General features: G+C 66.0%; 25 protein-coding genes, 1 tRNA gene and 1 pseudogene. 21 read left to right on the plus strand and 6 right to left on the minus strand.

The features are described 5' to 3' along the window. Positions 1–77: 77 nt before the first annotated feature. From trpE to AC3IRM_RS02845, 6 genes and pseudogenes are all read left to right on the plus strand, one after another. Positions 78–1,562: an anthranilate synthase component I gene (gene trpE, locus AC3IRM_RS02820; RefSeq protein WP_489204762.1), complete on the plus strand. Its 1,485-nt coding sequence runs from the start codon at positions 78–80 to the stop codon at positions 1,560–1,562. A gap of 49 nt (positions 1,563–1,611) precedes the next feature. Continuing rightward, on the plus strand, positions 1,612–2,190 hold the full coding sequence (locus tag AC3IRM_RS02825) for an anthranilate synthase component II (protein WP_489204763.1): 579 nt from the start codon (positions 1,612–1,614) through the stop codon (positions 2,188–2,190). Positions 2,191–2,321: 131 nt separating this feature from the next. Next, positions 2,322–3,359 carry an anthranilate phosphoribosyltransferase gene (trpD, locus tag AC3IRM_RS02830; RefSeq protein WP_489204764.1) on the plus strand — a complete coding sequence of 346 codons (1,038 nt, stop codon included), beginning with the start codon at positions 2,322–2,324 and terminating at the stop codon, positions 3,357–3,359. A gap of 93 nt (positions 3,360–3,452) precedes the next feature. Continuing rightward, positions 3,453–3,815 carry an antibiotic biosynthesis monooxygenase family protein gene (locus tag AC3IRM_RS02835; RefSeq protein WP_489204765.1) on the plus strand — a complete coding sequence of 121 codons (363 nt, stop codon included), beginning with the start codon at positions 3,453–3,455 and terminating at the stop codon, positions 3,813–3,815. 79 nt (positions 3,816–3,894) lie between these two features. Beyond that, a pseudogene (gene trpC, locus AC3IRM_RS02840) lies at positions 3,895–4,677 on the plus strand (indole-3-glycerol phosphate synthase TrpC); the annotation flags it as partial. Between the two features lie 138 nt (positions 4,678–4,815). Further along, the gene (locus AC3IRM_RS02845) at positions 4,816–5,550 is read left to right on the plus strand and encodes a haloacid dehalogenase-like hydrolase (protein WP_489205814.1); all 735 of its coding nucleotides are present in this window, start codon (positions 4,816–4,818) and stop codon (positions 5,548–5,550) included. A 3-nt stretch (positions 5,551–5,553) separates the two neighbouring features. Here AC3IRM_RS02845 and AC3IRM_RS02850 read toward each other — a convergent pair whose 3' ends face one another. The 3 genes from AC3IRM_RS02850 to crp form a co-directional block, all read right to left on the minus strand. Next, the gene (locus tag AC3IRM_RS02850; RefSeq protein WP_489204766.1) at positions 5,554–6,303 is read right to left on the minus strand and encodes a sulfite exporter TauE/SafE family protein; all 750 of its coding nucleotides are present in this window, start codon (positions 6,301–6,303) and stop codon (positions 5,554–5,556) included. A 75-nt stretch (positions 6,304–6,378) separates the two neighbouring features. Further along, the gene (locus AC3IRM_RS02855) at positions 6,379–6,852 is read right to left on the minus strand and encodes a GNAT family N-acetyltransferase (RefSeq protein ID WP_489204767.1); all 474 of its coding nucleotides are present in this window, start codon (positions 6,850–6,852) and stop codon (positions 6,379–6,381) included. Positions 6,853–6,863: 11 nt separating this feature from the next. Further along, positions 6,864–7,499 (minus strand): cAMP-activated global transcriptional regulator CRP, encoded by a 636-nt coding sequence (crp, locus tag AC3IRM_RS02860; RefSeq protein ID WP_489205815.1) that lies wholly within the window; start codon positions 7,497–7,499, stop codon positions 6,864–6,866. 191 nt (positions 7,500–7,690) lie between these two features. Between crp and speD the strand changes: the two genes are divergently transcribed. Beyond that, positions 7,691–8,482, plus strand: a complete 792-nt coding sequence (gene speD / locus AC3IRM_RS02865; protein ID WP_489204768.1) for an adenosylmethionine decarboxylase — start codon at positions 7,691–7,693, stop codon at positions 8,480–8,482. Between the two features lie 198 nt (positions 8,483–8,680). Here speD and coq7 read toward each other — a convergent pair whose 3' ends face one another. Further along, positions 8,681–9,328: a 2-polyprenyl-3-methyl-6-methoxy-1,4-benzoquinone monooxygenase gene (coq7, locus tag AC3IRM_RS02870; protein WP_489204769.1), complete on the minus strand. Its 648-nt coding sequence runs from the start codon at positions 9,326–9,328 to the stop codon at positions 8,681–8,683. 222 nt (positions 9,329–9,550) lie between these two features. Between coq7 and rplM the strand changes: the two genes are divergently transcribed. The 6 genes from rplM to maiA all read left to right on the plus strand — a co-directional run bounded on the left by rplM (position 9,551) and on the right by maiA (position 13,389). Continuing rightward, complete coding sequence (gene rplM / locus AC3IRM_RS02875) at positions 9,551–9,979, plus strand: 50S ribosomal protein L13 (protein WP_159677749.1); 429 nt, start codon at positions 9,551–9,553, stop codon at positions 9,977–9,979. 3 nt (positions 9,980–9,982) lie between these two features. Beyond that, positions 9,983–10,375 (plus strand): 30S ribosomal protein S9, encoded by a 393-nt coding sequence (rpsI, locus tag AC3IRM_RS02880; RefSeq protein WP_332078235.1) that lies wholly within the window; start codon positions 9,983–9,985, stop codon positions 10,373–10,375. Positions 10,376–10,465: 90 nt separating this feature from the next. Further along, a tRNA-Gln gene (locus tag AC3IRM_RS02885) sits at positions 10,466–10,540 on the plus strand. Positions 10,541–10,825: 285 nt separating this feature from the next. Next, positions 10,826–11,560: a 2OG-Fe dioxygenase family protein gene (locus AC3IRM_RS02890; protein WP_489204770.1), complete on the plus strand. Its 735-nt coding sequence runs from the start codon at positions 10,826–10,828 to the stop codon at positions 11,558–11,560. A gap of 172 nt (positions 11,561–11,732) precedes the next feature. Then, entirely contained in the window at positions 11,733–12,725 is a 993-nt protein-coding gene (locus AC3IRM_RS02895; RefSeq protein WP_489204771.1) for a fumarylacetoacetate hydrolase family protein, read from the plus strand. 4 nt (positions 12,726–12,729) lie between these two features. Then, complete coding sequence (gene maiA / locus AC3IRM_RS02900; RefSeq protein WP_489204772.1) at positions 12,730–13,389, plus strand: maleylacetoacetate isomerase; 660 nt, start codon at positions 12,730–12,732, stop codon at positions 13,387–13,389. 7 nt (positions 13,390–13,396) lie between these two features. Here maiA and AC3IRM_RS02905 read toward each other — a convergent pair whose 3' ends face one another. Further along, a complete protein-coding gene (locus AC3IRM_RS02905) occupies positions 13,397–14,506 on the minus strand; it encodes a PilT/PilU family type 4a pilus ATPase (protein WP_489204773.1) in 1,110 nt (369 codons plus the stop codon). A 91-nt stretch (positions 14,507–14,597) separates the two neighbouring features. Here AC3IRM_RS02905 and AC3IRM_RS02910 point away from each other — a divergent pair, with 91 nt between their 5' ends. From AC3IRM_RS02910 to AC3IRM_RS02945, 8 genes are all read left to right on the plus strand, one after another. Next, entirely contained in the window at positions 14,598–14,978 is a 381-nt protein-coding gene (locus AC3IRM_RS02910; RefSeq protein ID WP_489204774.1) for a DUF4398 domain-containing protein, read from the plus strand. A 5-nt stretch (positions 14,979–14,983) separates the two neighbouring features. Continuing rightward, a complete protein-coding gene (locus AC3IRM_RS02915; RefSeq protein WP_489204775.1) occupies positions 14,984–15,568 on the plus strand; it encodes a hypothetical protein in 585 nt (194 codons plus the stop codon). A 470-nt stretch (positions 15,569–16,038) separates the two neighbouring features. Beyond that, the gene (locus tag AC3IRM_RS02920) at positions 16,039–16,260 is read left to right on the plus strand and encodes an HP1242/YdcH family protein (RefSeq protein ID WP_489204776.1); all 222 of its coding nucleotides are present in this window, start codon (positions 16,039–16,041) and stop codon (positions 16,258–16,260) included. 111 nt (positions 16,261–16,371) lie between these two features. Then, entirely contained in the window at positions 16,372–17,748 is a 1,377-nt protein-coding gene (locus AC3IRM_RS02925) for a pyridoxal-phosphate dependent enzyme (RefSeq protein WP_489204777.1), read from the plus strand. 82 nt (positions 17,749–17,830) lie between these two features. Then, the gene (locus AC3IRM_RS02930; RefSeq protein WP_489204778.1) at positions 17,831–19,012 is read left to right on the plus strand and encodes a cystathionine gamma-synthase; all 1,182 of its coding nucleotides are present in this window, start codon (positions 17,831–17,833) and stop codon (positions 19,010–19,012) included. Further along, positions 19,013–19,807 (plus strand): ABC transporter permease, encoded by a 795-nt coding sequence (locus tag AC3IRM_RS02935; RefSeq protein WP_489204779.1) that lies wholly within the window; start codon positions 19,013–19,015, stop codon positions 19,805–19,807. Then, entirely contained in the window at positions 19,761–21,155 is a 1,395-nt protein-coding gene (locus AC3IRM_RS02940; RefSeq protein ID WP_489204780.1) for an ABC transporter ATP-binding protein, read from the plus strand. The genes AC3IRM_RS02935 and AC3IRM_RS02940 overlap by 47 nt, the downstream gene beginning before the upstream one ends. Further along, a complete protein-coding gene (locus tag AC3IRM_RS02945; protein ID WP_489204781.1) occupies positions 21,152–22,252 on the plus strand; it encodes a class I SAM-dependent methyltransferase in 1,101 nt (366 codons plus the stop codon). Before AC3IRM_RS02940 ends, AC3IRM_RS02945 begins: the two co-directional genes overlap by 4 nt. Positions 22,253–22,367: 115 nt before the next feature. Here the strand turns inward: AC3IRM_RS02945 and AC3IRM_RS02950 are convergent, their stop codons facing one another. Then, positions 22,368–22,874, minus strand: a complete 507-nt coding sequence (locus tag AC3IRM_RS02950; protein ID WP_489204782.1) for a hypothetical protein — start codon at positions 22,872–22,874, stop codon at positions 22,368–22,370. Positions 22,875–23,262: the final 388 nt, after the last annotated feature.

The raw sequence follows: 23,262 nt of genomic DNA on the forward strand, positions 1-23,262 counted from the left end.
TTTGCCCGACGCCGGCTGGCGATGGTGGCGTACCGCCTCCGTTGCCCCCGTTCGTCCGACTGACCAGGAAATGCCGCGTGATCACGCAGACCGAGTTCCAGCACTACGCCGCTGACGGCCACACCCACGTTCCCGTGGTCCGCGAGGTCCTGAGCGATCTCGACACGCCGCTCTCGGTCTATCTCAAGCTCGCCGACGGCCCGCATACCTATCTGTTCGAATCAGTGGAAGGCGGCGAGCGCTTCGGCCGGTACTCGATCATCGGTCTGCCGGCCGAGCGCGTGTACGCGTTCCACGGCCACACGCTGACGGTGCGCGAGCATGGCGAAATCATCGAAACGCGCCAGGTCGACGATCCATTCGCCGAAGTCGAGCGCCTGCGCACCGCGCATTCGGTGCCGCAGATCGACGGCCTGCCGGACTTCACCGGCGGCCTCGTCGGCTGGTTCGGCTTCGAATGCATCGAGTACATCGAACCGCGTCTGCGCGACGCCCAGCGCGCCGACGTGCGCGACGAACTCGGCACGCCCGACATCCTGCTGATGCTGAGCACCGAGGTGGCGGTGTTCGACAACCTCAAGGGCCGGCTGTATCTCGTGGTCCACGCCGACACGCGCGAACCGCAGGCCTGGCTGCGCGCGAACCGCCGTCTGGATGCACTGACGCATCGCCTGCGCCAGGGCGGTGCCGGGTATCCGGAAACGCTGCAACCGGCTGCGCTCGACGAATCGGATTTCGTGTCCGGCTTCACCCGCGAGGGCTTCATCGACGCGGTCGCGAAGACGAAGGAATTCATCGCCGCCGGCGACGCTTTCCAGGTCGTGCTGTCGCAGCGCATGTCGGTGCCGTTCAATGCGCGACCGGTCGACGTCTATCGCGCACTGCGCGCCTTGAACCCGTCGCCCTACATGTATTTCCTCGATGTCGGCGGCACCCAGGTCGTCGGCTCCTCGCCGGAAATCCTCGTGCGCCTTAAGGATGGCGAGGTCACCGTGCGCCCGATCGCCGGCACGCGGCCGCGGGGCGCGACGCCGGCCCAGGACCAGGCGCTGGAAGCCGAGCTCCTCGCCGATCCCAAGGAGCGCGCCGAGCACCTGATGCTGATCGACCTGGGCCGCAATGACGTGGGCCACGTGTCGGCGCCGGGCACGGTCGAACTGGGCGAGCGCTTCGTCATCGAGCGCTACAGCCACGTCATGCACATCGTCAGCGAAGTGACCGGTCGGCTGAAGGACGGCCTGAGCTACGCCGACGTCCTGCGCGCGACGTTCCCGGCCGGCACCGTCAGCGGCGCGCCCAAGGTGCGCGCGCTGGAGATCATCCGCAGCCTCGAACCGGTGAAGCGCAATGTCTACTCGGGCGCGGTCGGTTACATCGGCTGGCACGGCGACGCCGACACCGCGATCGCGATCCGCACTGCGGTGATCCAGGACGGCCGCCTCTACGTGCAGGCCGGCGCCGGCATCGTCTACGACTCGGATCCGGACATGGAATGGGCCGAGACCATGAACAAGGGCCGCGCATTGTTCCGCGCGGTCGCGCAGGCGGCGAAGGGCTTGTGATGCGACGCGCCGATCCCTCTTTGAATGCCCGATCAGCCGGAACCGCCCCATGCTGTTGATGCTCGACAACTACGACAGCTTCACCTGGAACCTCGTGCAGTACCTCCAGACGCTGGGCGCCGAGGTGCGGGTGGAGCGCAACGATGCGCTGACGGTCGACGAGATCCAGAAGCTCGCACCCGAGCGCATCGTGATCTCGCCGGGTCCGTGCACGCCGAACGAGGCGGGCGTGTCGCTGGAGGTCATCGAGCGTCTCGGCGCGACGACGCCGATCCTCGGCGTGTGCCTCGGGCACCAGGGCATCGGCCAGGCCTACGGCGGCAAGGTCATCCGGGCGCAGCGGATCATGCACGGCAAGACCTCGGCGATCCGCCACGCAGGCCGCGGCGTGTTCGCCGGTCTGCCGGACGGGTACGAGGCCACGCGCTACCACTCGCTGGTGGTCGAGCAGTCATCGCTGCCGGCATGCCTCGAAGTCACCGCGTGGACCGAGCACGACGACGGCAGCCGCGAGGAGATCATGGGGCTGCGCCATCGCACGCATCCGGTCGAAGGCGTGCAGTTCCATCCCGAGTCGATCCTGACCGAGCATGGGCATGCGCTGCTGAAGAATTTTCTGGAGAGGTGAAGCGACCGGCGTCCGGATGCCCGTCATACCCGCTTGCGCGAGCATGACCGCACGTTTTTTTACGAATCACGAATCACGAATCACGGCTTTCGACGGACGAACGTCCGGTCATCACGAATCACGAGTTCCCCATGCCCATCACCCCCAACGAAGCCCTGCAACGCACCATCGAGCACCGCGAGATCTTCCGCGACGAGATGGTCGAGCTGATGCGCCAGATCATGCGTGGCGAGGTGTCGCCGCTGATGACCGCGGCCATCCTCTCCGGCCTGCGGGTCAAGAAGGAAACGGTCGACGAGATCGCCGGCGCGGCGCAGGTGATGCGCGAGTTCGCGCTGCCGGTGCCGGTCGCAGACGCGGATCGCGCGCATCTGGTGGACATCGTCGGTACCGGCGGTGATGGCGCGCACACCTTCAACATCTCGACGGCGAGCATGTTCGTCGTGGCCGCGGCCGGGGCGAAGGTGGCCAAGCACGGCAACCGCAGCGTGTCGTCGAAGTCCGGCAGCGCGGATGTGCTCGAAGCCCTCGGCGCGCGCATCGATCTGCAGCCGGCCGATGTCGCGCGTTGCATTGCCGCGACCGGCATCGGTTTCATGTTCGCGCCGGTGCATCACCCGGCGATGCAGGCGGTCGCGCCGGTGCGCCGCGAAATGGGCGTGCGGACGATCTTCAACATCCTCGGGCCGCTGACCAATCCGGCCGGCGCTCCGAACATCCTGATGGGCGTGTTCCACCCCGACCTCGTCGGTATCCAGGTCCGCGTGCTGCGCGAACTCGGCGCGCAGCGCGCGCTTGTGGTCTGGGGCCGCGACGGCATGGATGAAATCTCGCTCGGCGCCGGCACGCTGGTGGGCGAGCTGCGCGACGGCGAGGTGCGCGAGTACGAGATCCATCCCGAGGATTTCGGCATCGCAATGGCGGCCAGCCGCAATCTACGCGTCGAGAACGCCGACGAATCGAAGGCGCTCTTGCGCCAGGCGCTCGACGGCACGCCGGGTCTTGCCCAGGACATCGTGAGCCTCAATGCGGGCGCGGCGCTGTACGTGGCTGGCGTGGCGACGTCGATCGCTGACGGCGTCGAGCGCGCGCGCGGGGCGATCACTTCGGGCGAAGCGCTGCGTCGATTGGAGACGTTCGTCGCGGAAACGCGTAGCACACGGCCCTGAAGCCGCGTTTGCAGTTCCGCACGGTACTGACGACAGGTATGCTGAATACGACGCAAGGATGCGGGCCCCCCGCGATTTCCCAAGCGATCCTGCATGCCTCATTCCGTATTGCCCCGTCCGCCGTATCACGTCGTGATCTTCCGCTACCGTCGCAATGGCGATGCAGCAGGCTACGGCGATGCGCATCGCAACATGATCGAGACGGCGCAACGTCAGCCCGGCTTTCTCGGCGCGGAATCGGTCGAGGGCGCGAGCGGAGACGGCGTGACCCTGAGCTACTGGAGCGACGAGGCCTCGATCCGGGCCTGGCGTGCGCTGGATGCGCAGGGCATGAGCCGCGAGAAGGATCGCCGCGGCTGGTACGACCACTACACCCTGCAGGTCGCGCAGGTCGAACGCGCCTACGATTGGTCGCGCGAGGAAGGGGACGCTCCGGTCAACCCGTCTACGGTCTGAGGGTCCGGCGCACCGTCGCCTGCGTTATCGTGGGCGGCCTTTCCAGACCGGCGCCCTGCGCTGGCCCATGGTGCAGATCTTGAACGACGTCCTGCAGCGCATCCTGGCGCGCAAACACGAAGAAGTCGCTGCGCGTCGCGCGGCAATGCCGTTGGCCGAGGTCGCCGCGCGCGCCGCTGCCGCGCCGCCGGTGCGCGGGTTCGCTGCCGCCATCGAAGCGAAGATTGCTGCCGGCCAGACGGCGATCATTGCCGAGGTCAAGAAGGCCAGCCCGTCCAAGGGCGTGATTCGCGCCGACTTCCGGCCTGCCGACATCGCGCGCAGTTACGCGGCCGGTGGTGCGGCATGCCTGTCGGTACTGACCGATATCGATTTCTTCCAGGGCGCGGACGAATACCTCGTGCAGGCGCGTGCAGCCTGCGCACTGCCGGTGCTGCGCAAGGACTTCATCGTCGATCCCTGGCAGGTCCACGAGGCGCGCGCACTCGGCGCGGATTGCGTGCTGCTGATCGTTGCCGCGCTGGACGATCGCCAGCTGGTCGAGATCGCCGAGCTGGCGATGTCGATCGATCTCGACGTGCTGGTGGAAGTCCACGACATCGACGAGCTCGAACGCGCGCTCCAGGTGCCGGCGCCGCTGCTGGGCATCAACAACCGCAGCCTGCGGTCGTTCGAGGTCTCGCTCGACACCACGCTCTCGCTGCAGAACGCGGTCCCGCGTGACCGTCGTCTGGTCACCGAGAGCGGCATCCATACCACCGCCGACGTCGCGCGCATGCGCGAGGCCGGCATCGACGCATTCCTGGTCGGCGAAGCCTTCATGCGCGAGCCCGATCCGGGGGCCGCGCTGCGCACGCTGTTTGCAATGCCGGGCGCGCATGCGATCGACAGCCGGCCGGTCGCCGATATCTCGGCGATCGCGATCGCCGCCGCGACCACGCCTGCGTCTGTCGCGGCGGATGTGGCTAGCGCCGATCCCGGCGCGCCGGTCGTCGCCCAGTTGCTCAAGGATACGGCCGCCAACAATGCCGTTCGGACCGTGGTCTTCGATTTCGACCACACGCTCTACGACGGAGACTCTGGCACCCATCTGTTCCGCTGGCTGATCACCCGCAGCGCCTGGCGCACGGCGCTCGCCTGTCTGGCCGCGCCGGTGCTCGGTCCGATGATCGCGTGTCTGCCCACGCGCCGCTACGGCATTTCCGGCTTTGTGTGGATCGGTACCGTCGGTCTGCACAGCCGTGGCGTGCTGGACCGGTTGATCGATCGCTACGTGGCCGACAATGCCGCGCTGATCAAGCCCAGACTGTTGCCGATCGCGCTCGATGTGCTGCATGCGCATCGCGTCGCGGGCGACAACGTGGTCATCGCGACCGGCGCGCCGCCGGAGCTCGCGCGTGCGATCCTCGCCTTCGTGGCGCACGAGGCGGTGCCGGTGATCGGCACCGCGGTCGGGCCGAAGTTCGGCGCCGTCGTCGCCACCCGCCACTGCCATGCTGAAGAGAAGATGCGCATGCTGCGCGAGCGCGGCTACGGCGCGATCGACATCGCGTATTCGGATTCCTCGGCCGACCTGCCCCTGCTCAAGGCCGCGAGGGCGCCGGTGGTGGTCAATCCGAAGGCGTCCAACGTCGACATGTTCCGCCGCGCGTTGCCGCCGGGCACGCCGGTGCTCAACTGGGGCTGTGCCGATCGGGGCGGCGATCCCGTGGCTGCTGCGCCCGCCGCCGGCTGAGGGCTAGGCCAGCAGCGTCCGACCGATCTGGTACAGGCTGATCGCCATCACCAGTACGCCCACCGCGAACAGCACCCAGCGCTCGCGCACGTGCTTGACGAACAGCGCAGCCAGCGGCGCGGCGATCACGCCGCCGACCAGCAGACCGAGGATCACGTCGAGGTGCTGCAGGCCCATCGTCAGGAAGAAGGTCACCGAGATCGATACGGTGACCAGGAATTCGGCCGCGTTGACGGTGCCGATCGTGGTCCGCGCCGTGCCGCCGCGGGCCAGCAGCGTGGACGTGGCGACAGGTCCCCAGCCGCCGCCGCCACTCGCATCGAGCAGGCCGGCGAAGAAGCCGAGTAGCGGCACGCGGCGCACTTCTCCCTTCGGCATCAGCCTGCCGGCTGCACGCAGCAGGATCACGATCGACAGGATCAGCAGGTAGGCATAGATGAAGGGCCGGATCACGTCACCCGGAAGCCGGGTCAGCACGTAGGCGCCGATCGCGCCGCCGACCATGCCGGGCAGTGCCAGACGCAGGAACAGGCGCTTGTCGACATTGCGCATCGCCAGATGCGAGGCGCCCGAGGCGCCGGTGGTGAACACCTCGGCGGTGTGCACGCTGGCACTGACCGCTGCCGGGGGGACGCCCATGCTCAGCAGGACCGATGACGACACGAGGCCGAAGGCCATGCCCAGCGCGCCGTCGACCAGCTGCGCGGCCAGTCCGACCAGCACGAAGAACAGGAATTGATCGCCGAGTTCCATGCTGCGGACTCCGAAGGCAGGCGCAGTCTGCAGCGGACGCGTGATTGCCGCGTGTGGCCGCTGTCGCTGCCCGGGTCAGGCGTCGCCGAGCCGCTTGATGAAACGCAGGGTGCCGTCGGAAAAGCCGCAGGCCTTGTAGAACGCGTGTGCGTCGGCGCGTTGCGAACCGCTGACCAGTTCCAGGCGCGCGGCGCCGGCGAAACGGGCCCGGCGATCGGCTTCCTTGAGCAGCTGTCGCCCGAGGCCTTTGCCTTGCGCATCGCTGGTCACGACCAGCGCGGTGATGCGGCAGGTCGTCGAGCCCAGCGGCAGGTAGTACATGAAGTCCAGCGCGATCAGGCCGCACACACGGCCGCCGCTGCGCGCGACGACCAGCGCCTGGCGGTCGTTGGCGGTGATCTGACGGATCCGCTCGCGGGCTTCGGTCTCCGTGCAGGGGTAACCCATCTCCGACAGCAGCGCGGCGACATCGTCGGCGTCTATCGCCGACGCGCTGCGCAGGTCTGCATCGGGCAGGTCGCCACGCGGGCCGAAATGGCCGAGGCTCATGCGGGCCGCGCCTATCGCGTGCCGAACAGCACGATGGTCTTGCCGCGCGCGGTGAGCTTGTTCTCCGCCTGCAGCTTCTTGAGCACGCGACCGGCCATCTCGCGCGAACAGCCGACCAGTCGCGCCAGTTCCTGCCGCGAGATCCGCAACTGGGTGCCCTGGGGATGGCTCATCGCCTCGGGCTCGCGCGTCAGGTCGTGCAGCGTCCGGATGATGCGGTCGGTGACGTCGAGGAATGCGAGACGTCCCGCCTTGCGACTGGTGTCCAGCAGGCGCCGGGACAGCTGCGCACCGATCGCGTACATGATCGAGGTCGCGTCATTGGCCAGCACGCCGTCGAACAACTGGTACAGCCGCTCGTAACTGATCTCGGCAAGTTCGCACTGGGTCCGCGTGCGCAGGATGACCTCGCGCACGTCGGACTCGATGAACAGCCCCATCTCGCCGACCAGTTCGCCGCTGCCGAAATAGCCCAGGATCAGTTCGCGGCCATCGTCCTCCTCGGTGATGATGCTGACCGAGCCGCTGACCACGAAATACAGCGTGCCGGCCGGATCTCCGGGGCGGAACACATCGCTGCGCGGCGGATAGCGGCGGCGGTGGCAATGGGCGAGAAAGCGCTCGATGGCTGCGGGCGTGGGCGCCATCGGGTGCGGGGGGCGGGCGAGGGGATTGATCAGGGCCACGGGTGTCGGGGTCATGGGCTTCGGATCGGGGGAATGAGGCAGAGTAGGCGCTCAGGCTGTCCGGGGCAAACCCGCGTGATCCTCGAGGTCGCAGGGCAAGGGCGCTTTGCCGCATAATCGTCGTTTCGCCCAACCCCCGAGGGTCGACCGCCGTGGTCAAACCGCTCCCGCGCCTGAAGCTCCAGGGCTTCAACAACCTGACCAAGGCTCTGTCGTTCAACATCTACGACGTGTGCTACGCCGCGTCCGAGGACGAGCGCCAGCGCTATATCGCGTACATCGACGAGGTCTACAACGCCGACAGGCTGACCCAGATCCTGACCGACGTGGCCGAGATCATCGGTGCGAACATCCTCAACGTCGCGCGACAGGACTACGAGCCCCAGGGCGCGTCGGTGACCATCCTCATTTCCGAGGAGCCGGTGATCGACAAGGCGCAGGCGAAGGGCGTGATTTCCGACGCGGTTGTCGCCCACCTCGACAAGTCGCACATCACGGTGCACACGTATCCGGAGACCCATCCGGACAACGGCATCGCGACGTTCCGCGCCGACATCGACGTCGCCACCTGCGGCGTGATCTCGCCGCTGAAGGCGTTGAACTATCTGATCGAGAGCCTCGAGTCCGACATCGTGGTGATGGACTACCGCGTGCGCGGGTTCACCCGCGACGTGAAGGGCAAGAAGCACTACATCGACCACAAGATCAATTCGATCCAGGATTACCTGGCGAAAAACATCAAGTCGCGTTACGACGCGCTCGATGTGAACGTCTACCAGGAAAACATCTTCCACACGAAGATGCACCTGAAGGAGTTCGATCTCGACCAGTACCTGTTCGAAGAGAAGGCGCGCAATCTCTCGTTCAAGGAGCGCATGAAGATCGAAGCGCGCCTGCGCCGGGAGATCGAGGAGCTCTATCACGGGCGCAATCTGGTGGATTGATGTGGCGCCGTGATCGGTGATGACCGGACGTTCGTCCGTTGAAAACCGTGATGGGTGATCGGGACACGCGGATCACACGCACAAAAAAGGCCTCGCACGATGCGGGGCCTTTTTTCGTCTGCGGGTCGGAGTTCGAGCCCTGTCAGCCGACGGGCCACCGCTTCGTCGAATCGATTGCCACCCGTCCGGTCTTCCCGCTCACAGCCTGTACGCCACCGCCTTCATCAGACTGGATGCGGTGGCCATCAGCGACGGCACCGGCCACGGCAACACGCGCGCCCCTGCCTGCTCGGCATGCTCGGCGTGGCGGGCCTCGTCTTCCTTCATCTGCTTGAGGATCTCGCGGCTGCGCTGGTCGGCTTCCGGCAGCGTCTGCAGATGTTCGTCGAGATGCGCTTCCACCTGGCGTTCGGTTTCCACGACGAAGCCCAGATTCCAGCCGTCGCCGCGCAGGCCGGCGACGACGCCAAGGGCGTAGCTGCCGCCATACCACAGCGGGTTGAACATGCTGGGTCGGCTGTCGAGTTCGCGCAACCGCTGCGCGCACCAGGCCAGGTGATCGGTTTCCTCCTGCGCGGCGTCGAGCAGGTGCGCACGGGTGTCAGGCTCGCGGGCAACCGCGGCCTGGCCGAAGTACAGGCCTTGGGCGCAGACCTCGCCGACGTGATTGATCCGCATCAGGCCGGCGGCGTGGCGGCGCTCGGCATCGTTGAGCACGACATCCGGTGTTTCGACGGCGGGATTCGGGCGCGTGGCCGACGGATTGCCGAACACCGTGTCGAGCGCGCGCTGGGTTTCGACCAGCAACTGGTCGACGGGATTGAAGCGGGGCCGGGGGAGGGGCATCAGGTCGGATTCCTGCTGCGCGGCAAAAGGCCGCGTCGCGTACCATTCTCGGCCCTTGCCCGGTGCTGCGCCAGCGGCTGGCACCACCACGGCCCTCCAACTTGCGTGGCGGGGGGCAGGCGGCTATCATCCCGCTTCTGTGTTGCACGCTCTACAACGCGAGGCGACGTTCCGCCGGCCACCGGCGCAACCAGCCCGACCAGTCACCCACCGAGTATTCCCATGAAGACCTTTATTGCCAAGAACGAGACCGTCCAGCGCGACTGGTATCTCGTCGACGCTTCCGGCAAGACACTGGGCCGCCTGAGCGCGGAAATCGCCCACCGTCTGCGCGGCAAGCACAAGCCCGTCTACACCCCGCACGTCGACACCGGCGACTACATCATTGTGGTCAACGCCGAGAAGATCGCCGTGACCGGCAAGAAGATGACGGACAAGCTCTACCACCGTTTCACGGGCTACATCGGCAACCTGAAGACCGAGACCCTGGGCCAGGCGCTCGAGCGCCACCCGGAGCGCGTGATCGAGATCGCCGTCAAGGGCATGCTGCCGAAGAACACCCTCGGCCGCGCCATGTACCGCAAGCTCAAGGTCTACAAGGGTGCCGAGCACCCGCACGCCGCCCAGCAGCCGCAGCCCCTGGAACTCTAAGTCATGGCAATTACCCAGAATTACGGCACCGGCCGTCGCAAGTCCTCCGTCGCCCGCGTGTTCCTGCGCAAGGGCAGCGGCAAGATCACCGTCAACGATCGTCCGCTCGACGAGTTCTTCGGCCGTGAGACCGCGCGCATGATCGTGCGCCAGCCGCTTGAGCTGACCCAGAACACCGAGACGTTCGACATCCTGGTGACCACCACCGGTGGTGGCACGACCGGCCAGGCCGGTGCGATCCGCCTCGGCATCTCGCGCGCGCTGGTCGAATACGACGAGACGCTGAAGGTCGAGCTGCGCAAGGCGGGCTTCATGACCCGTGACGCACGTGAAGTCGAGCGCAAGAAGGTCGGTCTGCACAAGGCACGTCGCGCCACGCAGTTCTCGAAGCGCTGATCGCGCTGTGTCGGATCCGCGCGAATGCGTGGATCCGGCGCTCGCCGAAGCTTGCGGAGCACTGCGGTTTCGGCGTTACAATATGTTCATAGCCCCGTCGCCAAGCGGTAAGGCACCTGACTCTGACTCAGGCATTCGGAGGTTCGAATCCTTCCGGGGCTGCCACATCGAAAACAAAAAAGCCCGCCGAAAGGCGGGCTTTTTTGTGGCTGTCCTTTTGCCGGCACTGCGTTCTGCGCGCTGTGGATCACGTTCGCTTCGGCGTGTGCCAGCGTGGTGCGTTTGCCGTTCGATAGAGAATCGATCCGCAGATTCGGGAATCGGGCCGACGTCGGTTGTCTCGCGCGTCCTGGTGTTCCTGCGGTATGCGTGGTGCGCGCAACGACTGCATTCCATGGATGTGCACGCCGATGCGCTGCACGCGCATCGATGCGGCTCTAGAATTCCGCGATGAACGCATTCCCTCCGCCTTACACCGCTGCCGACGCAGTGATCGACACCTTGCGCACACGCGGCTGCGCAGTGCTGGCGCCGTCGACGCTGGCCGCCTGTTGCGGCGTACGCATCGATGAGCTCGAGGCCTGGCGCGCGGACTGGGAGGACCTGCCGCCGGACGCCTATCTCAAGGACGGTGGACGCTATCGCCGACGTCGCCACGGTTGTTTCGTGCAGCACGAGGATGCGCTTGAACAGGTCCCGCATCGCGCGCACTGGCAGTCCGAGGATTACAACGCACTGCACGGCGGCATGCATCGCCGGTTCGAGCCCCTGTCGCAGACGCTGGTCGCCGATCCGGTCTGGACGCGGCTCGTCGCTGGACTCGGCCACGTGTTCGCGCAGGTACGTAGCGACGGCGACTGGCATGTCGAGGCGCACCAGTTCCGCATCGACACCACCGATGGCATCGGCCGGCCGACACCCGAAGGTGCGCATCGCGACGGCGTGGATTTCGTGGCCGTGCTGCTCGTGGGGCGCAGCGGCATCAAGGGCGGCGAGACGCGTGTGTTCGAAGCCGACGGCCCGGCGGGCCAGCGTTTCACCCTGACCGAACCGTGGGCGGTTCTGCTGCTGGACGACCATCGCGTCATCCACGAATCCACACCGATCCAGCCGACGGGCGATGCAGGTCACCGTGACACTCTGGTGCTGACATACCGCGGGCGCGCGTTCCAGGGCGAAGACTGAGCAACTGATACACACGACAGCGCCTGTGCCGACGCGACACATGCCGCTGGTAAAAGAACCGCGCGAAAAGCGGTCTTCTGATGCACATGCGCTGGGTTTGCGAAGATCACGAACAGGCTGCGCAACGCTTCGTTACAATCGCAACAATTAGCCGACGTCAACCGGAGTTGCCATGAAGCTGGGTTCTTTGAAGGAGGGCGGCCGCGACGGCACCCTGATCGTCGTGTCGCGCGACCTGGGCACCGCGGTGCGCGCGACCGGCATTGCGGCGACGCTGCAGCAGGCGCTCGACGACTGGTCGAACGCCGCGCCGCGTCTCAACGCGCTGTACGAATCGCTCAATGCCGGCGACGCCGACGGCGTGTTCGATCTGGATGTCGCGCGCCTGGCCGCGCCACTGCCCCGGGCCTACGAGTTCGTCGACGGCAGCGCCTATCTGCCGCACGTCGAGCGTGTGCGCCGCGCGCGTGGCGCCGAAGTGCCGGAGAGCTTCTACACCGATCCGCTGATGTACCAGGCGACCAGTGCCGGTTTCTACGGCCCGCGCGACACCGTCAAGGTGACCAGCGAAGACCACGGGATCGATCTCGAGGCCGAGATCGTCGTGATCACCGACGACGTCCCGATGGCAGTCACGCCCGAGCAGGCCGCGGGACATATCCAGTTGATCGGTCTGGTCAACGACGTGAGCCTGCGCAGCCTGATCCCGGGCGAGCTGGCCAAGGGCTTCGGCTTCCTGCAGGCCAAGCCGCGTTCGGCGCTGAGCCCGGTGTTCGTCACCCCGGACGAGCTGGGCGTTGCCTGGCAGGACAACAAGCTGCACCTGCCGTTGCTCACGCACATCAACGGCGAGTGGTTCGGCGCGCCCGAAGCGGGCGTCGACATGCAGTTCGACTTCTCGCAGCTGGTCGCGCATGCGGCGAAGACGCGACCGCTGGTCGCCGGCACGATCGTCGGCTCGGGCACGATCGCCAATGCGGACACCTCGAAGGGTGCGTCCTGCTTCGCCGAGAAGCGCACGGTCGAAACCCTGGAGCAGGGCGCGCCGAAAACGCCGTTCATGGCGTTCGGCGACACCGTGCGCATCGAGATGCTCGACGCCGATGGCGCGAGCATCTTCGGTGCGATCGAACAGGTGATCGAACGCCAGGCACTGCCGGAGTAAGCCGATGACCGCCGCGCTGACGCTGCACACCTACTGGCGTTCCAGCGCGGCCTATCGCGTGCGCATCGCTCTGCATCTCAAGGGCTTGGCATTCGACAGCGTGCCGGTGCATCTGGTGCAGGACGGCGGCGAACAGCGCTTGCCGGCATTCGCCGCGCGCAATCCGCAGCGGCTGGTGCCGACGCTGCAGCATGGCGAAGCGGTGCTGACCCAGTCGCTGGCGATCATCGAGTACCTCGACGAGACCTTTCCGGACGTGCCGCTGCTGCCGCGCGATACGCTGCCGCGTCAGCGCGCGCGCGCCCTCGCGCAGCTGGTCGCCTGCGACATCCATCCGCTCGGCAACCTGCGCGTGCTGCAGTACCTCGAGCACGAACTGCAACTGCTGCCGGATGCGCGCACGCGCTGGGTCGCACGCTGGGTGCAGGATGGTCTGGAGGCGTTCGAGGCGCTGTTGCGCCAGTACGGCGCCGGCGACTTCTGCGTCGGCGACGCGCCGACGATCGCCGATTGCGCCCTTGTGCCCCAGCTCTACAATGCGCGTCGTTTCGGGATCGATCTGGCGCCGTATCCGGCGATTTGCCGGATCGAAACGGCCTGCGCCGCGTTGCCCGCTTTCGACGCCGCGGCGCCGGAACGACAGGCGGACGCGCCGCCCGCCTGACCGCGCCTCAGTGGTCGGTGGCAAACACGTCGGCATAGGGGTCGTGACTGCCGGAGCCGCCTTCCGACAGACGGAACTTCAAGTCCAGGCCATCGCGCGAATCTGCCGCGCGCAGGGCGGTCTCGCGCTCGATCCGGCCCTCCTTGTACAGCCGGAACAGGCACTGGTCGAAGGTTTCCATCCCTTCTTCGAGCGAGTCTTCCATCGCCTGCTTGATCTCGTGCACCTGGCCGCGGCGGAGCAGGTCGCGGATCATCGGCGTGTTGAGCAGGACCTCGGTCGCCGGCAGGCGCCGACCGTCCTTGCCGGCCACCAGACGCTGCGAGACCACCGCGCGCAGGTTCAGCGCGAGATTCATCAGCACGTTCTTGTGCGCGGCTTCGGGGAAGAAGTTGAGGATGCGCTCGATCGTCTGGTCGGCGTTGTTGGAGTGCAGCGTCGCCAGGCAGATGTGGCCGGTCTCGGCGAAGGAGATCGCCGCTTCCATCGTCGTCGCGTCGAGGATTTCGCCGATCAGGATGACGTCGGGCGCTTCGCGCATCGCGTTCTTGAGCGCGTTGTGGAAGGTCAGCGTGTCCAGCCCGACCTCACGCTGGTTGACCAGCGACTTCTTGTGCCGGTGCAGGTACTCGATCGGATCCTCGATGGTGAGGATGTGCCCCGAGCTGCTGGCATTGCGGTGGTCGATCATCGAGGCCAGCGTGGTCGACTTGCCCGAGCCGGTGGATCCGACGATCAGCACCAGCCCGCGCGGGGCCATGATGATGTCCTTGAGGACCTGCGGCAGCTGCAGTTCCTCGATGCTCGGAATGTTGCTGCGGATCGCACGGATGACCATGCCCGCCTCGCCGCGCTGCTTGAACACGTTGACGCGGAAGCGCCCGGCGTCCTGCAGCGAATAGGCCATGTTGAGCTCGAAATCGCGCTCGAACTGCTGGATCTGGCTCTCGTCCATCAACGAGTAGGCGATCTTGCGGACCATGCCGGGCGGCAGGCCGGTGCTGCCCAGCGGGTAGAGCTTGCCTTCGACCTTGATGTACACCGGCGCGCCCGTGCTCAGGAACATGTCGGACGCATTTTTCTCGGTCATCAGCTTCAGGAAGTAGCCGATATCCATGTACGAACTCCCCTGGTGCGACCGGCCTGCGTTGCGCATCCGGTGGCGGCTGACCACAATGACCCGATCACGCGTCCGGGCACGATTTTCGATGAACACAAGCTTCGCATACATCCGTCCAATGCTGCAGGGCCTCGCGCTCGCAGGCGTGCTGGGACTCGCCGGTTGTGCGAGTACGCCGCCGCCGACCGAGGAACTCGCCGCTGCGCAACTGTCGATCACCCGCGCTGGTGATGCGGACGCTGACCAGTACGCGTCCGCCGATATCCAGCAGGCCCGCCGCGCGCTGTCGCAGGCGCAGGCCGCGATGGGGATGGACCGTGCCGACGAAGCGCGCACGCTCGCGCTGTCCGCCAGCGCGCTGGCCGATCTCGCCCATGCCCGCGCCCGCCAGGCAGAAACCGAATCCGAACTGTCCGCCCGCCGGGCCGAGATCACCAACCTGCGCCAGCGGCTGCAGGTGGAGGAATGAGCACGATGCGATCGATGACTCCTTACGCGTTGGCGCTCGCCCTGCTGGTGCCGTTCGCCGCCAGCGCCCAGTCCACGCAGGAAGGCGAGGCGGCCCGTCTGCAGACGCGACTGCAGGCGATCGATGCCAATCCCGACACCGCGGGCACTGCCGCCTATGAGCGTCTTCAGGCGCGTCAGTCGCTGGCGGCGTTGCTCGAGGCCCGCAGCAGCCAGCGGGCTTCTGCGCTGCAGATCGCGCAGTGGCGCGTCGAGACGGCCGAACTCGCGGCGCGCACGGAGGCCACGCGCCGCGAGCTGACCCAGCTCGAGCGCGAGCGCAGCGCGCTGATCGTCGAAGCCAGCCGTCAGGACGCCGTGCGCGCCAGGCAGGAAGCAGAGCGCCTGCGCATCCAGGCGCAGATCCAGACCGAGGAAGCCGCGCGTCTGCGTCTGGCGGCCGAGGAAGAAGTCACCGCTCGCCAGCAGGCCGAAACCGTGCTGCAGGGCGTGGCCAGTGGCGAGGCCGCCAAGCTGCGCGCCGCCCGCCAGCGCGACGCGGAATTGCGTCGCCGCGAGGCCGAGTTGCTCAAGAGCCTCGAGCAGCCGTAATCCAGGATGGCCGGCGCCCGCCGGTCCGCACGCGCACTGCACGCCGACGTGCAGCAGTGCGTCGCCTGACGACGGCTTGTTAGTTTTTCGTCAGACTGAATCCAATTGGAATCAATGACTTGAGCGGATTTCCGCGCCTGCGCCGCGTCGTGGCGCGGTTCTTCGATGCGCGCACTGGAAGCGTTTCCGCCCCTGACGACGCGCCCGGTACGCAATCGGGTTTTTCGCCCTTGTGGGGCCTCGATCCGAGGAGTAGGGTCGGTTGTCCGGGTGGCACCGATTTCGTCCGCCATCCGGTTACTGAGCCAGGCCGATGACCGAGATGATCCCCCGCGAGGTCCCCGCATTCCGTCCAGAGGACGGCGACGGAGACCTGATCGGATCAATCGCCCCACGTTCCTGGATGCAGCCCACGTAGCGCCCCGTCCGTCGCCGGTCGGGGCGTTCGTATTTCCAGTCAGGAGGATTCCATGTTCGAAGCGCAATCGCAGACCGAACTCGAAGAGATCATGAAAGGAAACGTCGAGTTCCGGCAGCTCTACTACCGGCACAAAGAGCTGGACAAGAAAGTGCTGAACGCAGAGCTCGGCGTGTTCGCCATCGATGAGACCACGCTGTCGCAGATGAAGCGCGAGAAGCTCGCGGCCAAGGATCGCCTGATTCAGATGTACGACCAGATGCAGAAACACTAGGTTCCGGCTGTCGCGGGCGGTGGCGGCCATCCTCGTCGGTCGCCATCGTCCGCGGATGTTGTCCGCGGGATGCGATAATCGTCGCCTGTCTCGCTGCAACCCGGACCCGCAATGCCGATCGCCGATTCCGTTCTCGACCTGATCGCCGACACGCCCATCGTGCGTGCGCGCCGCCTCGACGCGGGTCCCTGCGAACTCTATTTCAAGCTCGAGAGCCAGAACCCGGGCGGTTCTATCAAGGACCGCATCGGTCTGCGCATGATCGAGGCCGCCGAAGCACGCGGCGACATCGCGCCCGGCGCCACGCTGGTGGAAGGCACCGCCGGCAATACCGGCATCGGCCTGGCGCTGGTGGCCCAGCAGAAGGGCTACAAGCTGATCCTCGTGGTGCCGGACAAGATGAGCCGCGAGAAGATCTTCAACCTCAAGGCGATGGGCGCCGAGGTCGTGCTGACCCGCTCCGATGTCGCCAAGGGTCACCCGGAGTACTACCAGGACCTCGCCGAGCGGATCGCCCGCGAGACGCCTGACGCCTATTTCATCAACCAGTTCGGCAATCCCGACAACCCGGCCGCGCACGAGCACGGTACCGGGCCGGAGATCCTGCGGCAGATGAGTGAGGTGGGTGGGCTGGACGCGATCGTATTCGGTTGCGGCAGCTCGGGCACGATGACCGGCCTGTCGCGCTGCTTCGCCAAGCACGCGCCGGATGTCGAACTCGTGCTGGCCGACCCGGTGGGCTCGATCCTCGCCGAGTACATCAATGACGGCGTGCTCAGCGACAAGTCGGGCAGCTGGATGGTCGAGGGCATCGGCGAGGATTTCCTGCCGGGCATCTCCGACTTCTCGCGGGTGAAGAAGGCGTACGCGATCAGCGACCAGGAAAGCTTCCTCGCCGCGCGCCAGCTGCTGCAGACCGAGGGCATCCTCGGCGGCTCGTCGAGCGGCACATTGCTGGCCGCCGCGCTCAAGTACTGCCGCGAACAGACCACGCCGAAGAAGGTGCTGGTGTTCGTCTGCGATACCGGCAACAAGTACCTCAGCAAGCTCTACAACGACTACTGGATGCTCGACAACGGCTTCCTGGAGCGCGAACAGTACGGCGATCTGCGTGATCTGATTCTCCGTCCGTACTCGCGCCGCGACACCGTGGTGCTGCGGCCGACGGATCTGCTGGTGACGGCCTACCAGCGCATGAAGCTCTACGAGATCTCGCAGCTGCCCGTGATGGACGGCGATCGCATCGTCGGCATCCTCGACGAAAGCGACGTGCTGCTGCACGTCTACGGCGACGAGGCCCGGTTCCGCGAGCCGGTATCGTCGGCGATGGTCAGCAAGCTCGACTTCCTCGACGTCAAGGCGCCGGTCGAAGCCCTGCTGCCCGTGTTCGACCGCGGCCAGGTGGCGATCGTCACCGATGGCGACACATTTCTCGGTCTGATTACCCGGATCGATCTGCTGAACTATCTGCGCCGGCGCGTGCAGTAACCCATACCTGTGGAGCGCCGCGGCTCTGAACCTGTCGTTCAGGGCTGCTGGCTAGAATCTCTCGTCCTTTCAGGAAGCTGTCATGTCCGAATCCAGTTCCCGGCATCGCGATTACGCGCTGGCCACGTTGGCCATCCATGCCGGCCAGTCACCCGACCCGTCGACGGGCGCGGTGATGCCGCCGATCTACGCGACGTCCACGTATGCACAGTCCAGCCCGGGCGAGCACCAGGGCTTCGAGTATTCGCGCACCCACAATCCCACGCGCTTCGCCTACGAGCGCTGCGCGGCGGGCCTGGAAGGCGGCACCCGCGGCTTCGCGTTCGCGTCCGGCATGGCGGCGACGGCGACCTTGCTCGAACTGCTGGACAGCGGCGACCACGTCATTGCGATGGACGACCTCTACGGCGGCAGCTACCGCCTGTTCGAGCGCGTGCGCACGCGCAGTGCGGGGCTGTCCTTCAGCTATGTCGACATGACCGACCCGTCGACGTTTGAAGCCGCGATCACCGACAGGACGAAGCTGCTCTGGATCGAAACGCCGACCAACCCGATGTTGAAGATCGTCGACATTCGGGCAATCGCGGACATCGCGCACAAGCGCGGCCTGATCGTCGTCGTCGACAACACCTTCGCCTCGCCGATCCTGCAGCGCCCGATCGAACACGGCGCCGACATCGTCATGCACTCGGCCACCAAGTACCTCAATGGCCACTCCGACATGGTCGGCGGCATGCTGGTGGTTGGCGACAACGCCGAACTCGCCGAGCAGCTCGCCTTCTTGCAGAACTCCGCCGGCGCCGTGCAGGGGCCGTTCGACAGTTTCCTCGCGCTGCGTGGCCTCAAGACGCTGCACCTGCGCATGAAGGCGCACTGCGAGAACGCGCAGGCGCTGGCCGAATTCCTCGACGCCCACCCGGCGGTCGAGCAGGTGATTTACCCCGGGCTCGTCTCGCACCCGCAGCATGCACTCGCGAAACGCCAGATGGACGGCTTCGGCGGCATCATCTCGGTCCGCATCAAGGGCGGTTTCGACGCCGCGAAGCGTTTCTGCGAACGTACCGAACTGTTCACCCTGGCCGAGTCGCTGGGCGGGGTGGAAAGCCTGGTCAATCATCCGGCGGTGATGACGCATGCATCGGTGCCGGTGGAGCGGCGGGCGGCGCTCGGGATCCACGATGATCTTGTGCGGTTGAGTGTGGGGGTGGAAGACGTTGCCGATCTGCGCGCGGATCTCGATCGCGCCCTTCATGCGGAAGGCTGAGTGGCCATTGCATCTGCGTTCGGGCGGCACAGGGCGCTTGCGCTCCAGCTGACGCGCCGCGACATCGAGGGTCGATATCGCGGCGCGAGCTTCGGCATGCTCTGGTCGTTGATCAGTCCCTTTCTCCTGTTGTTGATCTACACGCTGGCATTCGGTTTCATTCTCAAGAGCCGTTGGCCCGGCACCAGCGGTTCGACCTCGGAATTTGCACTCATCCTGTTCGCGGGATTGACCGTCCATGCATTCTTCGCCGAATGCCTGGTCCGTGCGCCGATGCTCATCGTCGGGCGAACTGCCTACGTCAAGCGTGTGGTGTTTCCGATCGAGATCTTCGGCTGGACCACCATGTTCGCAGCCGCGTTTCACATGGCGATGAACCTTCTGGTTCTCCTGCTGCTCAACCTCTGGTGGCGGGGTGACATGCATGTAACGGCGTTGCTGCTTCCTGTGGTGTTGATGCCACTGGCGGTGCTGGCGGTTGGGGTGGTCTGGCTGGTCTCGGCTCTCGGCGTCTACCTGCGCGACATCGGTCAGGTCGCCGGGGTCGCCGCCACTGCCATGCTGTTCCTTTCGTCGGCGATCATTCCGATCGAATCCATCCCCGAGTCGTACCGGATCATCTTCGAGCTGAATCCAATCACCCTGATCATCGACCAGGTGCGCAACGTCGTGATCTGGGGACGGCTGCCGGACTGGAGCGCGTTGGCTGTATACGCTGCCTTCGCTTCGGTATTCACCGCATTCGCGTATGGCGTCTTCCGTCGCCTGCAGACCGGGTTTGCCGATGTACTCTGATGCGTCCTCGCCACCCGCTGACATCGTCATCTCGGCGTCGGGTGTCACCAAGTCCTACGGACGGCACGACCGCCCGTCGCGCCGGTTGTGGCAGGCGCTGTTCCAGCGTCGCGGCAGCGAGGTAGATGGATTTACCGCGCTGCATGCGCTCGATCTGGAGATTTGTCGCGGCGAGACCGTCGGCATCATCGGACGCAACGGCTCGGGCAAATCCACGCTGCTCCAGATCATCGCCGGAACCCTCACTCCAACGCGTGGCGACGTGCGCGTCAACGGGAAAGTCGCCGCGCTGCTCGAGTTGGGCAGCGGATTCGACCCGGAATTCACGGGGCGCGAGAACGTCTACCTCAATGCGGCGATCCTCGGGCTGTCGCGGGAGCAGGTGGACGCGCGTCTGGAGGATATTCTCGCGTTCGCGGAAATCGGCGACTTCATCGACCAGCCCGTGCGCAACTACTCGAGCGGAATGGCGGTGCGGCTCGCGTTCTCGGTAGTGGCGCATGTCGATGCGGATGTTCTGATCATCGACGAAGCCCTGTCGGTCGGCGACGCTTTTTTTGCGCAGAAATGCATGCGGTTCCTGCGCCGCTTCCAGCGGTCGGGCACCCTGCTTTTCGTCAGTCACGACGCAGCGGCGGTCGTGAACCTGTGCAGACGTGCGATCTGGCTGGATGGAGGCCGCATGCGCATGCAGGGTGCCGCGCAGGACGTGATGGAAGCCTATATGGCCGAGCAGCACGCGGCATCCCGTCAAGGCTCCGATGTGAAAATCGAGCGCAAGCGCCGTGAGCCCCGACCCGATGGCGATATCGACATTCGGGCAGCCCTCATGCGCGAAGAGGGAGTCCGCAACCGGTTCGCGTTGTTCGAGTTCGACCCCGATCTGGTGGGCACCGAATTCGGTGCGCAGGCGGCCCGGATCGAGTCCGTGTTCCTGGAGAATGAGGCCGGAGAGCGGATCTCGGTCTTCGAGGGAGGCGAAGTGGTTCGTCTGGTCGTCGCTGCACGATTACGCGAGCGTCTGGACCAGCTCATCGTCGGCTTCTACGTCAAGGACAGGCTGGGTCAGCGCCTGTTCGGCGACAACACGTTTCTGGCCTACCGGGAGTCGCCACTGTCGGGCAATACAGGCGACGGACTGCGCGTCGCGTTTACTTTCCGGATGCCCTTTATGCCGTCCGGTTCCTACATGATCGACGTCGCCATCGCGTCCGGCGACCAGAACGAGCACACGCAGCAGCACTGGGTCCACGATGCGCTGGAGTTCCGTGCTCTCGACGAGACGATGCGGCATGGTCTGGTCGGCCTTCCCATGCTGGCTATCGACGCGGAGATCGAACACACATGATCGAGTTCACGGGGGAGCGGTTCGTTCCGTCGGAAGACGGAGAGATCGCCTACGAGCACTGGCACCGCTACGGCTGGTGCCGCGAGCTGGTCACCGGACGCCGCGTGCTCGACATCGCCTGCGGCGAGGGATACGGCGCTGCTTTGCTGGCGACGGCTGCATCGGAGGTGGTGGGTGTGGATCTCTCCGAGGAGGCGATCGCCCACGCGATGCAGGCGTATGCCGGGATATCGAATCTGGCGTTTCAACAGGGCAGCGCCACGGCCATTCCGTTTCCGGATGACACCTTCGATGTCGTCGTGTCATTCGAGACCGTGGAGCACCTGGCCGAGCAGGCGACCATGATGGCCGAGTTGCGTCGGGTGCTCCGGCCAGACGGTGTGCTCGTGATCTCCTCCCCGAATCGCATCGTGTATTCGGACGCGCGGGATTACCGCAACGAGTTCCACGTCAGGGAACTCGATCTGGCGGAGTTCATCGCGCTGCTGGAGGTCGAGTTCGGCACGATCCGGTTGTACGGGCAGCGCCTGGCAACCGGGTCGTTCATCCTGCCGGATGCGAGCAGCGAGGAAGCGTACCGGGCGGTGACGCGCGGAGAAGGGGCGAGCCTGCGCTACGAATCCGCCAACCTCGATCGGGTGATGTACTACGTCGCGCTCTGCGCGGCGCGGGGTTGCGATCTCCCCTCGCTCGCGCCCTCGGTATATCTGGATCATTCGGTCGATCTGTATGCGCGTTACCAGGAGGTTGCGCGCTGGGCATCGGATATCGATCGGCAGTTTTCCGAACTCGGGGATGCGCATCGCAGGCTTCAGCGTGAACACGACGAGCGAAGCCGCTGGGCGCTCGAACTCGATCATGAAATCGGGCGGCTGGCGGGGCAGCTGAAGGACTTGCAGGCGGAACTCGACGAGCGGACGCGCTGGGCCATCGAGACCGATCACGCGCGGCTCAAGGCCGCCGAGGATCATGAGGCGCTACAGAAGGCGTTCGAGGAGAAATCCCGTTGGGCGCAGGGGCTGTCGGAGGAACTCGAAGCACTGAAGCGGGGCGCTGCGATCCCCGCGTCTCCCGAACGCCCCAAACACGCGAGCTGAGGGCACACAGCGGGCACGCACGCCTCGGGGCCGCATCCCGCGCACGTGATCTCGTGCGCGGGCACGTCGTCCGGACGGTTCGTCGCTGACGCACCCTGTCCGGGTCAGGACGGGATTATTCGACGCGGAACTCGGTAATTCCAATCGGGATGCTGTCGGCATCGATCTGGACGTTGTACTGGCCGGGGACCATGCCGTCGGCGGCCGAGAAGCTGAAGTTCACGTGCTCACCCGAGGCCCCGGTCTTCGACTCCATTTTGTGGGTCTGGCCGTCCTGGAAGGTCCAGTAGACGTCGTATTTGGTGCTTGCGGCGGCGGCCTTGGCGCTCGCGTAGACGGTATCGCCGCTGGTGTAGGCCGCTTTGGCGGCCGTGGCCTGCCCGGATGCGCCCGCAGCGGTTCCGACGACCACGCTATCGGCGGCCACTTCGGCCGGCACGTAGGCGTTCGGGTCGTCGGCAGGATCGGTCGCCCAAGCGCCGTTGTCGCGTGCTTCGCTTCGTGTTGAAGCCGCGGTGTCGACGTCGGACTGCGCCGGCGCGGGGGGCGCCTCGGCAGAGCAGGCAGCAAGTGCCAAGGCGGCAATCAGGGACATTGGAGCAAGCCGGGTGCGCAGGATCATCGGGCGCGACTCTTGATTGGAGGATCGCGATCCTAAGCAATCGGGCGTGAGCAGCGCAACACGTCGAGCTGGAATCGGCGGTGATGCGTCCGTGCCGACTTCGTGGTGGATCTGGCCGCGGCCAAGGGTGCCCTGTTGCAGCCCTCGTCACTGGTCGGCGGGAGCATCGCCCGCGGTCACCAAGCGCTGGCGCTGATGAACCCGGTCGACAGACTGTATGGCGTTGCGCCGGACGCTTCGCTAGCTCGAGCGCAATATCTCTGGCACGGATACGCACGCCGTCTGGCGTAGAGCCAGACGTCTACTAAGAAATCTTCCTGCGGAACCTCATATAAAAAACGGGCGGCCCGAAGGCCGCCCGTTCCCGTATTGCTACTTGCGCTCGAAA

The sequence above is a fragment of the Luteimonas sp. KH_071 genome (genome assembly GCF_057838005.1).